The sequence below is a fragment of the Kaistella yananensis genome (assembly GCF_026107505.2).
Lineage (GTDB): Bacteria > Bacteroidota > Bacteroidia > Flavobacteriales > Weeksellaceae > Kaistella > Kaistella yananensis.
Genome location: NZ_JAPCHZ010000005.1, coordinates 301621 through 314183 on the forward strand (window position 1 = coordinate 301621; position 12563 = coordinate 314183).

At 37.5% G+C, this 12563-nt stretch carries 14 protein-coding genes; 11 read left to right on the forward strand and 3 right to left on the reverse strand.

The features are described 5' to 3' along the window. Nucleotides 1-42: 42 nt before the first annotated feature. Nucleotides 43-1926 carry an endonuclease gene (locus OK344_RS10600; RefSeq protein ID WP_265144757.1) on the reverse strand — a complete coding sequence of 628 codons (1884 nt, stop codon included), beginning with the start codon at nt 1924-1926 and terminating at the stop codon, nt 43-45. A gap of 124 nt (nt 1927-2050) precedes the next feature. Here OK344_RS10600 and OK344_RS10605 point away from each other — a divergent pair, with 124 nt between their 5' ends. The 11 genes from OK344_RS10605 (at nt 2051) to OK344_RS10655 (ending at nt 10661) form a co-directional block, all read left to right on the forward strand. Then, nucleotides 2051-3190, forward strand: coding sequence for an acyl-CoA dehydrogenase family protein (locus OK344_RS10605; protein ID WP_088468856.1), 1140 nt, complete (start codon nt 2051-2053; stop codon nt 3188-3190). Between the two features lie 117 nt (nt 3191-3307). Beyond that, nucleotides 3308-3778, forward strand: a complete 471-nt coding sequence (locus OK344_RS10610) for a pyrophosphohydrolase domain-containing protein (protein ID WP_265144758.1) — start codon at nt 3308-3310, stop codon at nt 3776-3778. A gap of 9 nt (nt 3779-3787) precedes the next feature. Next, a complete protein-coding gene (locus OK344_RS10615) occupies nt 3788-4348 on the forward strand; it encodes a TlpA family protein disulfide reductase (protein WP_265144759.1) in 561 nt (186 codons plus the stop codon). Next, entirely contained in the window at nt 4349-4960 is a 612-nt protein-coding gene (locus tag OK344_RS10620) for a DUF4230 domain-containing protein (protein ID WP_265144760.1), read from the forward strand. Nucleotides 4961-4973: 13 nt separating this feature from the next. Beyond that, nucleotides 4974-5162 (forward strand): hypothetical protein, encoded by a 189-nt coding sequence (locus OK344_RS10625; protein WP_088468852.1) that lies wholly within the window; start codon nt 4974-4976, stop codon nt 5160-5162. A 171-nt stretch (nt 5163-5333) separates the two neighbouring features. Next, complete coding sequence (locus OK344_RS10630; protein ID WP_265144761.1) at nt 5334-5861, forward strand: hypothetical protein; 528 nt, start codon at nt 5334-5336, stop codon at nt 5859-5861. Nucleotides 5862-6149: 288 nt separating this feature from the next. After that, complete coding sequence (thrS, locus tag OK344_RS10635; RefSeq protein ID WP_265144762.1) at nt 6150-8069, forward strand: threonine--tRNA ligase; 1920 nt, start codon at nt 6150-6152, stop codon at nt 8067-8069. 80 nt (nt 8070-8149) lie between these two features. Continuing rightward, nucleotides 8150-8656, forward strand: a complete 507-nt coding sequence (gene infC / locus OK344_RS10640) for a translation initiation factor IF-3 (RefSeq protein WP_265144763.1) — start codon at nt 8150-8152, stop codon at nt 8654-8656. 80 nt (nt 8657-8736) lie between these two features. Continuing rightward, nucleotides 8737-8934 (forward strand): 50S ribosomal protein L35, encoded by a 198-nt coding sequence (gene rpmI, locus OK344_RS10645; RefSeq protein ID WP_088468848.1) that lies wholly within the window; start codon nt 8737-8739, stop codon nt 8932-8934. Between the two features lie 120 nt (nt 8935-9054). Next, a complete protein-coding gene (gene rplT, locus OK344_RS10650) occupies nt 9055-9399 on the forward strand; it encodes a 50S ribosomal protein L20 (protein ID WP_055042814.1) in 345 nt (114 codons plus the stop codon). Nucleotides 9400-9485: 86 nt separating this feature from the next. Next, entirely contained in the window at nt 9486-10661 is a 1176-nt protein-coding gene (locus OK344_RS10655; protein ID WP_265144764.1) for a M28 family peptidase, read from the forward strand. 21 nt (nt 10662-10682) lie between these two features. Here OK344_RS10655 and OK344_RS10660 read toward each other — a convergent pair whose 3' ends face one another. Continuing rightward, nucleotides 10683-11789: a glycosyltransferase family 4 protein gene (locus tag OK344_RS10660; protein ID WP_265144765.1), complete on the reverse strand. Its 1107-nt coding sequence runs from the start codon at nt 11787-11789 to the stop codon at nt 10683-10685. Next, the gene (locus OK344_RS10665) at nt 11789-12562 is read right to left on the reverse strand and encodes a polysaccharide deacetylase family protein (RefSeq protein ID WP_265144766.1); all 774 of its coding nucleotides are present in this window, start codon (nt 12560-12562) and stop codon (nt 11789-11791) included. Before OK344_RS10665 ends, OK344_RS10660 begins: the two co-directional genes overlap by 1 nt. Nucleotide 12563 lies beyond the last annotated feature (1 nt).

Below are 12563 nucleotides of genomic sequence, written 5' to 3' on the forward strand. Positions count from 1 at the left end.
CTCAAATAAATTTTTTGAGGAGATTTTAATGACTGCGAAGATTTATTTTTTGATAAACTTCAGTGATTTATGATCTATATTCAGAATATAAACTCCCGGCTTCAGATTTTGAACATTTACCGAATTTTTGTTTTTAAACGGCCGACTTTCTTGCTGCACCAATTTTCCCGAAAGATCAAAAACAGAAATTTCCTGCGCGTTCTCCAGTTGTTTCCCTTTTACATACAGGCTGTTTCCAACGACAGGATTCGGATAAACAGACCAGTTATTTTCAGAATAAAACCCAACATCAGAGGTGGCCAAAACGCCCAGATTCTCGCAATAATCAGCAGGAAATGCTTCCCACTCGGAAAGGGTAAATGTATTTGACGGTTGCGTTACAGAACTCAGTCTGTACAGCGAAACATCACCCAAAACTGATGAATTACTCATGTCTTTAATTCCTAGCGCATCTACCGTTGTCGAAGCATAACGAAGCTCAAGATATTGGCTCCCCGAAAAAGTGAGCTGAGGCGCAGCCGTTACAAATCTCGCCTCATCATTTGTAATACAGCTGAAATTGGAATATGGATTGAGCACAACAAATGTTTCGTTGTGCTGTACCAGTCCTTCGAGTTCATACGCATCGGGAAAATAATAATTACCCGCAGTGTTGTTATAAAACTGAGTACTGATACGGTATTTATTGAGATTAACAGGATGCCCGGTTTTGTTGGTTATTTCAATTGCTCTATTATTCTCACTTCCTTCCAGATATTTGGTAATCATCAGATCCTTTGCATAAATATCGGTCGCTAAAGTTATTGCAGAAACCGTATTGCTGTACATCGACTGATAGTAACTATTATCATAAGCCTGAACTTTGAAATTATAAAAGGTGGAAGGTGCCAAATGATCAATTGAAACTGAGGTATCTTTAGTATAGGCAATCAGCACATCATTCTGATAGATTTTGTATCCGATTACATCAGCATCGGGACTTGGCGTCCAGCTTAAATTTACAAAATAAGCACTTGTCTGCGTAATACTTAAGTTCGTGGGAGCCTCAGGTTCTAAAGAATTTGCGGTCTGATTCCAGATAGCATTTACCCATTGTGGATAATCGATAAAAGGATTTCGGTTTTTCTGTAATGCATAAACCTCATTATTCCTGTCGATCTCTCTCTGTGAAACCGCATCCTGATTATGCCACTGAAGAAGCATGGCAAGATACCAGTCTTCAAAAGCTTTTTCTTCGGTTCCGTCCAGCGGACTTCGGTCGTTTGCAGCTGAAGTACCGTTATAATAATTGAAAAGACCTAATTTCCCTTCGTATCTCACCGCAAAATAAAGTAAACTTCTTGCAATATCTCCTTTAAATTCATCAATGGGTTCGTAAACACGTCCGGTATAGCCGGAGCCCGGCGTTCCGTTGGCACTAATCCGCGATCCGTTTGTAAAAGTATAAAAAGGAGCGGTTGTAGTTTTAGCAATACCATAAGGATAGTTGCTCCTCAGCTGATTAATACGTGCATCCGTAGGAATTACGTAAAACAGATCCGAATACATCGGATAATTACTGTTGAATGTACTTTGAGGCATCATATGCTCTCTGTTCCATCCCTGCCCTTCTGCATTTGCAGATCCTGTAACATTGGCGACGGTATATTCATAAACATCCGGACCGTTTGGGATTTCAGAATAAATATCCAGCAGGATTGTAGTATTACTTGCATCATGATCGTAATATTTATCTAAATCCGTTTTATTGTAAAATTCAGTCAAATCTCCATAATGCCAGTTAATATTTTTAGAGGAGATAATCTCGTGAAGTTTTGTTTTAAGCGCATATCCGGTTAAAGATGATGTTCCGTCATAATAACCCGCAGGAATTTGTGAAAAAACCAAAGCTGGCAATAGAAAGCACAGAAGTAGAATTCTTTTCATTGATATCATTTTGAAGATTGCAAAATTACGCATTTAACTTTCGCAAAATCAGGAATAAACCTAATTTTCAAAAAATATTTTCAGGCTTCACCAATTTAATTATCTTTGAAAGCAAATACTATCTATGAACAGTGACACTTTACACAACATCAATATGATTGCTGAAACTGCCAAAGAGTTTGCAGAAAAAAATATCCGACCGAATATTATGGACTGGGACGAAAGCCAGACTTTTCCGGTTGAACTTTTTCACCAAATGGGTGAAATGGGATTTATGGGAATTGTAATTCCTGAAGAATACGGTGGTTCGGGCCTTGGTTATCACGAGTACGTGGCTATTCTTGATGAAATTTCACAGGTTGATCCTTCTATCGGACTGTCCGTTGCGGCTCATAATTCATTGTGTACCAATCACATTTACGAATTCGGAAACGAAGAACAGCGCCACAAATGGCTCCCGCAACTTGCTTCTGGTAAAGTTATCGGGGCATGGGGCTTAACAGAACATAATACAGGATCAGATTCCGGCGGGATGAGTACTACAGCGGTAAAAGATGGTGACGAGTGGATTCTTAACGGGGCTAAAAACTTCATTACCCATGCAATTTCCGGCGACATTGCTGTTGTAATGACCAGAACCGGCGAAAAAGGAGCAAAAAATAACTCTACAGCTTTCGTTTTGGAAAAAGGAATGCCAGGTTTCAGTTCTGGAAAAAAAGAAAACAAATTAGGAATGCGCGCCTCCGAGACCGCAGAATTAATTTTCGACAACGTAAGAGTTCCCGATGCCAACAGATTAGGTGAAGTTGGATCTGGATTCAAACAGGCAATGAAAATCCTTGATGGCGGAAGAATCTCGATCGCAGCATTAAGTTTAGGTATTGCTCGTGGCGCTTACAAAGCTGCTTTGAAATATTCTTTGGAAAGACACCAGTTTGGCAAAGCAATTAACCAGTTTCAGGCGATTAACTTCATGCTTGCTGATATGGCAACGGAAATTGATGCTGCAGAATTACTCATTCAGCGTGCTTCTAATTTAAAAAATGCCAAGCAACCCATGACCAAAGAAGGCGCTATGGCCAAACTTTACGCTTCGGAAGCTTGTGTTAGAATTGCGAATAATGCAGTTCAGGTTTTCGGCGGATATGGCTATACGAAAGATTTTCCGGTAGAAAAATTCTACAGAGATTCAAAATTATGTACCATTGGCGAAGGAACTTCCGAAATTCAGCGTCTTGTAATAGGCAGAGAAATTTCGAAATAAATTCAACAATATTCAAAGATAAGGCATCCGATATGGATGCTTTTTTTATCTTAATAAGACTTGAACTTTCAGGGTTTTGACATTATAATTTTTATATTTGTTCAAATTAAACAGTAAATGGATAAAATTGATGCACTAAACCAAGTTGCAGAATTTCACAAAACCTTTAATGCGCCCATTTTAGATACCCCGCAAATCCCATCCAAAGAAAGATGTGAATTAAGAATTTCTTTACTACAGGAAGAATTAAATGAATTAAAAGATGCAATCGCAGACAATAACATTGTTGAAGTTGCTGACGCACTTTGTGATCTGCAGTATGTTTTAAGTGGTGCGTTGCTGGAATTTGGTTTGGGCGAAAAATTTGTAGAACTTTTTAACGAAGTTCAGCGGTCGAATATGTCGAAGGCTTGTGCAAACCAGCAGGAAGCCGATGAAACCATCGCATTCTATCAGGAAAAAGGTGAGGAAGCTTTTGCTGAAATTTCCGGCAACAAAATTAATGTTCACCGCAAAAGCGATTACAAAGTTCTGAAAAACAAATATTATTCCCCTGCCGACCTCGAAACCATTTTAAAGAAGATTTAAAAATAAAATATGAATAAATTAACCAAATCTATACTTCTATCCGCTATCTTGTTTTTTTCGCTTCAATCCTGTAACGCTCAAAAAGTGGTGGTAAACCGTGAAGTTGAAACAACCAACGACGGTAAAATGCTGCTCGGAATGCAGACAAAAGACCAGCTCCTAAAATTACCTTACAGCGATTGGTATTCGAAAGAGTACGATCAATACACCATCGATCAGAAAGCTGTGGCAGAACTTAAAAAAGAAAAATTAAGTTCTTACAACATCATCGTTGTGTTGGGGACCTGGTGCGAAGATAGCCATCGCGAAGTTCCGAGACTGATGAAAATCCTGGAAAACGTGAATTTTCCCGAGCAAAAACTCACCGTTATAGCGGTAAACCGTAAAAAGGAGGCTCCCGGCGGCGAAGAAGGCGTTTATAATATACAGCGCGTTCCAACAATTATCGTACAGAAGTATGGCAAAGAAATTGGCAGAATTATCGAATATCCTGCGTCGGGTTATCTGGAAAGAGATTTACTCGAAATCGTGCGCAAAGACAACACTTCATTTAAAGATTTACTGAAATAATTGAAAACAAACTCTAAAATACTGCCGTTTATCCTGGGAGCAGCGCTGGTGCTGTTCATTGTTTTACTTTGGAATGCGCTGACCAAAAAACCAGAGGATAAAGTTCAGAACGATTTCTACATCATCACCAACCAAATTCGCAAAATGAACAAAATGGTGGTGATGGAACAGGATTTCTCAAGCATGCAGAAAACCAAAATCACTTCCGAACTTTTTGGCGGAGTGCTGCCGGACATCGAAAAAGAGCTCATTACCTTCACCAAAACAAATGCTCAGGTTTCTTACGATTTAAATAAAATGAAACTCGAAGTTGATTCTGTGAATAAAAAGCTGATCATAAAAGAACTTCCGAACGCAGAAATAAGAATTATTCCCAGCGTCGAAATACAGTCGATGGATGATTCTTTTATTGATCGTTTTAATGAAAAAGACCTTCAGAAAATCAGCAAATCTGCAAAAGACAATGCATATAAAACGGTTAACCAGAACCGGCTTCGCGATGAAGGCCGAAAACAGCTTTTAGAAAATTTGGATAATATTTTTGTTTTGGCAAAGGCTTTGAACTATACAATTGAAGACCAAACAGGTCTCATTGATACTTCGAAATTTTAAAAACCCAAAAATCATGGACAAAGAAAAGAACGACCCCAAAACAAATAAGGCCGAAATTAAGAAACAAAATCAGGATTTACCCAATATTCCGGCATCTTCAGAAAAAATCAAATCCGGAGAAACTGCCGAAAAAGAAATTAAGGAAACATCAATACTTCACAAAGACGGCAAAACCGACAACACAGACCAAAGCGAAAATTAATTTTTCGCTTTTTTTATGCAAAATAGTGAGCGTTAATTAATGTTAAACACAAATCAATATTCCGGATATTATGTTAAATAAATTTAAAGTTATTTTAATTAAACAATTCTGTCATAATTTTTGATTCGTCCTTGACAGATCACAAATATTAATACTAAAAAATTAAACATTATGTCTTATACTATCGTGGGAATGTTCCCAACCACTGAAGCAGCCGATAAAGCATCGCATAAACTCGATAATGCAGGTTTCGAAAAAGAAGATTACAAAGTTTCGCGCTACTCCACTACCGGCGATTACGATCCGGAATTTGGGTACGATTATGAAGAAGATGAAAAAACAACGGGATTTTGGAACTGGCTTTTCGGAGACGATGATACGCGCAAAAACAAATACAGCTATGCAGCTACTAAAAGCAATCTGGTAACCGTATATACCGATGATGCAGACCGCGCAGAAAGAGCCCGGGAAATTTTAAACGAAGAGGGCGCGTTGGATGTAAATGATTTTACTAAAGACCGATATACAACCGAAGAATTTAGTTCACCAGACAACAATTTAACTTCCGATGAACGCGCCAGAATCATCAGCAAAGCAAAAAACAACCTTTATTTAACTGATGATTACCGAACTTACAACTTAAGAAACCGGGGTATGACGAACGAAATGGATTCCCTGGGCAGCCGGGATACCTTCTAAACCAAGTTTCATAATTTTACCCGTCCGGTTTCAGTTATTCTGAAGCCGGACTTTTCTTTTTATAAGTAACAACAATTTATACTTCCTGAGAAAAGACCTGGATTTCCTTTTTAAACTTTTCTGGTGACGCAAAAAAGGATTTCCATTGCAATCGGATCTAAAACTCTTTCTCATTCCCTCCTGAAAAATTCAAGCAAATTCACTTTAAAACATACAAATTTCTTGAAAAGTATAAAATAAAAATTCACAGAAAATCCGTACTTTTGCAAATTAAACTCATAGTTCACAATGGTAAAAATTACTCTTCCCGACGGAAGCATCAAAGAATTTGAAAGTGCCGTAAGCGCACTGGAGGTAGCGAAATCGATAAGCGAAGGCCTGGCCAGAAACACCATTTCTGCAATTGTAAACGGAACACAGGTTGAAATCAACACGCCAATCACCACCGATTCTACGATTCAGCTTCTTACGTGGAACGATGAAATGGGTAAAAAAGCCTTCTGGCACTCCTCCGCTCACCTGTTGGCGCAGGCAATTATGGAATTTTATCCTAATGCAAAATTAACCATTGGTCCGGCAATCGACAGCGGATTTTATTATGACGTAGATTTCGGTGACGAAAGTCTTTCTGAAAAAGACTTCGAGAAAATCGAAAAGAAAATGCTTGAAAACGCGAAAAAAGACGCAACCTTCAAATTATATCCGGTTTCCAAAGCTGATGCTTTGAAAGAATACGCAGACAATCCATACAAAACAGAACTAATTTCTAACCTTAACGACGGTGAAATTACGTTCTGCTCCCACGATAATTTTACAGATTTATGCCGTGGCGGCCACATTCCCTCAACCGGAATTGTGAAGGCTGTTAAAATCCTTAACGCTGCAGGAGCCTACTGGCGCGGTGACGAAAAAAACAAACAGCTTACACGAGTTTATGGTATCTCTTTCCCTAAACAGAAAGAACTCACCGAATATTTGGAAAGACTTGAGGAAGCAAAACGCCGCGACCACCGTAAATTGGGTAAAGAACTGGGAATTTATGCTTTTTCTGAAAAAGTAGGCGCCGGTCTTCCGCTTTGGTTACCGAAAGGAACCGCGCTAAGAAAAAAACTCGAAAACTTTTTATCTGAAGCACAGAAAAAATCCGGATACGAATTTGTAATGACTCCGCATATCGGTGCGAAAGAATTATATGTAACCTCCGGACATTGGGACAAATATGGTGCAGATAGCTTTCAGCCTATAAAAACGCCTAACGAAGGTGAAGAATTTATGCTGAAACCAATGAACTGCCCACATCATTGCGAAATCTATAAAGTTGGGCAATGGTCTTATAAAGATTTGCCGAAACGTTTTGCAGAATTCGGGACTGTTTACCGATACGAGCAATCCGGTGAACTTCATGGTTTAACAAGAGTTCGTGGATTTACCCAGGATGATGCGCATTTATTCTGTACACCAGACCAGCTTTTGGCAGAATTTGAAAACGTTATTGATCTTACACTTTACGTCTTCAAATCATTAGGATTTGAAGATTTCGTTACTCAAATTTCTTTAAGAGATCCCGATAACAAAGAAAAATATATCGGCTCCGATGAAAATTGGAAAAAAGCGGAAGACGCCATTATCCAGGCAGCTGAGAAAAAAGGCCTGAAAACAAAAGTAGAATATGGTGAAGCCGCGTTCTACGGTCCTAAACTGGATTTCATGGTGAAAGACGCGCTGGGGAGAAGCTGGCAGTTGGGAACCATTCAGGTAGATTATAATTTACCGGAAAGATTCGATCTTTGGTACACGGGAAGCGACAACGAAAAACACAGACCCGTGATGATTCACCGTGCGCCATTCGGTTCTATGGAAAGGTTTATCGCTATTTTGCTCGAAAATACAGCAGGAGATTTCCCACTTTGGCTCGCTCCGGATCAGTTTACCATTTTACCGATCAGTGAAAAATATGTGGATTATGCAAAAAAAGTTTCACAATTGCTGGAAAATCACGATATTTGCGGCTTGATTGACGACAGAAATGAGAAAACGGGTAAAAAAATCCGTGATGCAGAGTTGAAAAAACTCCCTTTCATGCTTATTGTAGGTGAGAATGAGGAACTTAACGACACAATTTCTGTAAGAAGAAGAGGCGAAGGAGATTTGGGCGAAATGAGCATCGAAGACTTTATTTCTTACTTTAAAAAAGAATCAAAAATTTAAAATTAACTTTAAAATTTAATACCATAGCACAGAAATTCAATTACCGAGGTAGAGGCTCACAGCGCCGTGTACAGGAAGATTTGCACCAGATTAATGAAAAAATCCGTGCAAAAGAAGTACGTTTGGTCGGTGATAACGTAGAGCCGGGAGTTTATCCCTTAGCAAAAGCATTAGAAATAGCAAAAGAACAGGAACTGGATTTGGTTGTAATTTCTGATAAAGCGGAGCCTTATATTACCAGAATTCTGGATTATAAAAAATTCCTTTACGAACAGAAAAAGAAAACCAAAGAACTTAAAGCCAAGCAGGTAAAAGTAGTTGTAAAAGAAATCAGATTTGGCCCACAGACTGATGAGCACGACTACGAATTCAAGAAAAAGCATGCTGAAAAATTCCTGGAAGAAGGTTCAAAACTTAAAACCTATGTTTTCTTCAAAGGCCGTTCGATTATCTTTAAAGACCAGGGAGAAATACTTCTTCTAAAGTTGGCGCAGGAACTGGAACATGTTGGAAAAGTTGATCAGCTGCCAAAACTTGAAGGTAAGAGAATGATTATGATGATGAGCCCGAAGAAACCGGCAAAATAGGAATTACAGAATTTAAATTTAATTCGTTTAAATTTAAACTCACAAAAGATATTGATAACAAACAGATAAAATTAAGCAAAATGCCAAAATTAAAAACTAAATCAGGTGCTAAGAAGCGTTTTAAGCTTACCGGAACCGGGAAGATTAAAAGAAAAAATGCTTTCAAAAGCCACATCTTGACGAAAAAAGAAACGAAGCAGAAGAGAAATCTTACGCAAACATCTTACGTTGCTACTGTGGATGAGAAAAGCGTTTTACGTCAATTAGCCATTAAGTAGTTTTTTATAAATCAACCGGTTTATAAGAATTCAAAAAATTCAGAAATTTTAACCCTGAAACGGAGCAAAAAAGTGTAATGAAATAAATTACCGCCCTTTTCAAAAAAAACAATTTAAATTATGCCAAGATCAGTAAATGCAGTAGCTTCCAGAGCTCGCAGAAAAAAAGTAATGAAGCAGGCTAAAGGTTTTTTCGGTAGAAGAAAAAATGTTTGGACTGTAGCTAAAAACGCCGTAGAAAAAGCAATGCAATATGCTTACCGCGGCAGAAAAGAGAAGAAGAGAAATTTCAGAAGCCTTTGGATCACGCGTATCAACGCTGGTGCAAGAGAACACGGAATGTCTTACTCCCAATTTATGGGCGCTCTGAAAAGCAACAATATCGAACTGAACAGAAAAGTTTTAGCAGATTTAGCAATGAATCATCCTGAAGCTTTCAAAGCAGTTGTAGATCAAATTAAATAAATGTAAAATTTTTTGTTATCAATATTAAATCTCATACAAATTTGTATGAGATTTTTTTATTATTTTTGATGAATTGCTAATAAAAAATGAAAAAACTTTTTATCGTTTCCACCCTTTACATTTCTATATTCTCTTCAGCCCAAACATTTATACAGGCTTATCAAAACAGGGTTGAGCAAATTACACAAACCAACATCAATACTTATCTTACCGAGTTTGCTGGTTTTGGAGTGAAGACCACTGGAAGTATTAACAACAACAATACATTTAACTGGCTGAAAAATAAATATCTTGGTTTTGGTTACACCAGCACTCAGATTTCAGAAAACGCGTTTACTTATAACGGGAATACTACAAAAAATCTTATTCTTACCAAGACAGGAACCAAATATCCAAACACTTATGTTATTGTGTGCGGTCATTATGATACCATCGCGGGTCCTGGCGTAAACGACAACGGCAGCGGGACTTCGGTAATTCTTGAAATCGCCAGAATCCTGAAAGATATTCCCACCGAATATTCCATTAAATTTATCAATTTCACAGGTGAAGAACAGGGATTTCGTGGGAGTCAGAATTACGTAAATACCGTTGTAAACGGCACCAATCCTAAAATGGATATTAAAGTAGTATTCAACATTGATCAAGTTGGCGGCGTTGCTGGCGAGGTGAACAATACGATAACCTGCGAACGCGACACCAATAATTCACCTTCTACAAATAATTCAGCATCTAGCACTATTACACAGCAACTGATGAATTGTGTTTCACTGTATTCACCACTGCAAAATAATTTATCTTATGCCTATGGCTCAGATTATATGCCGTTTCAATCTAACGGAGAAGTAATTACAGGATTTTATGAATTTAATGAAAGTAATAAACCTCATTCCGCAGGTGACACCTATGTAAATATGGATCCTGTATTTGTATATAATGTAACAAAAGCCGCTTTAGGCGCTGTACAGCATTTCGCCACGGCAGAAACCACTGCTCTTTCAACAAATGACTGTCCACCGGAAAAAATGCTGCAGTCCTTGCGTATTTATCCTAATCCAGCCTCAGATTTTATCAATATAGAAATGTTGAACACGAATTTAAAGGATTATTCTTTCAGCATCACAGACCTGTCGGGAAAACTTCTTCTTCGATCAGAAAATTCAAAAAAGATTAATATTTCTAGTCTTTCTCCAGGAATTTATTTAGGAACGATGACTGTTGAGGACCAGAAACTAACAAAGAAAATCGTTATTAAAAAATAGTAAAAGGATAAATAATTTCAGTTATTTACCACTCAAAACTTCGCTGTAAACGTTCATCAAATCCCTGGCGATATTTTCATCGCTGAATCTTTGAGCATATTTTAAACCCTTTTCAACACGCCTATTTCGCTCCGCTTCATTGTTCCAGAGGAAAAGGATTTTCGATTTCAGATCTTCTGGCTGCGTAGGATTAACATAGAGCGAATCAGGCCCGCCAGCTTCCGGAAGACAGCTTGTGTTACTGGTAATAACAGATGTGCCGGAAAAAAGAGCCTCAATCACAGGAATCCCAAAACCTTCAAAAACACTTGGATACACAAAAATTTCCGCAAGTTTGTAAACCGCAGCTAAATCCTCCATCGAAACATTTTCAAGAAAAAAGATCTGATTCTGGAGCTTATTTTTTTTTATAAATTTTTCTACTTTATTAAAATATTTGGTCTTTTTACCGATTACAACCAGCGGAATATCTGTTCTGGTAATAGCTTTTACAATATTTAAAAGATTCTTTCTTTCCTCAATGGTGCCTACATTCAATATAAATTTTTTAGGTAAACCAAATTTTTCTTTTACTGAATTTAAAAATTCCGAAGACTGCATTTCTTTAAATGATTGATGACAGCCCTGATAAACGACCCGTATTTTACTTTCAGGAACTTTCAGGAATTTTATAATATCGCGTTTAGTCTGTTCAGAAATTGCAATGATCAGATCTGCCTGCTCAGCAGCCTTTTTAAATTTCCAGAAATGAATTTTACGGTCGAAAAAACTGTAATATTGCGGAAATCTCATAAAAATAAGATCATGAACCGTAACAATTTTTTTTATGGGTTTGTTATTCCACTTTAAAGGAAGCTCACCTGAAAGTCCGTGGAAAATATCAGCATCAATATTTTGAGCATCTTTTCCAATTTTAAACTGTCGGGAAAAGTTACCTTTTGATGTTTTCTTAAACGAAACACCCGGTATTTCCAAAATCTTCCTTCCTCTTTCTGACTGCTCTTTATTGAGAATAATATATTGGTTTTGAGGAAAATGAGTGGCCAAAATCCTCACCAAATCACGGGAATAATTTCCCAGACCCGATGCATTATTGAAAAAGCGTTTACCGTCGAAAGCAATTTTCATCACTGAATACTTTTTTGAAATTCCTGAAAAGTTCCGAAATTAAATTTCTTCTGTTTGAGATATTCTAAAAATTCATCAAATCTTTCTATCATTGCTTTTCCTGTATTTTTGGTGGTAAAATCCGGAAGTTTAAACTTCTCTTGTCTAATCTCAGCAAATTCCCACGGATGAAAATAAATATTCAGGTAATAATCTTTATTCAGAACATCTTTCGAAAGTTTCTTATAAAAACTCAGCGGAAAATTATGAAAACTCAGCCAAAATAACGGGATGCGGAAATTGGGTGAAACAGAAGCCGGAATCTGCAGAACATTTCCCTCTTTGAAGTAAGTCCGGGACACTTTCAGGTTATTATATCTTCCCGGCAAAAAAGTAGGATTTACGGATGAATTATACGAATAACCCGCTTTTTCAACTTCTTTTTCGTCCACCTTCATCATTCTCGGCATTCTTAAACCGGTAACCTCGGTATTAAAAAGTTCAGCGAGCCTTTCTCTTGATTTTTTTAAATCTTGAATCTCAAATTTTGAATGAAACCAGGTGTGAGAAGCCAGTTCGTGACCTTCGCTAAGCAAATGTTCAATTAAATCTTTATTATTTTCTGCAAAAACAACGGTTGAAAAAAAAGTAGCTTTTGCCTTATGTTTATTCAGTAATGCCAATATCTGCTGCAAACCACTTCTTGAGATCGCAAGCTGTTCTTCAAACGGAATTTCGCCTTTATATTCCAAGGGCATATCGAATTCTTCAATATCGAAACTGAGTAAAACCATG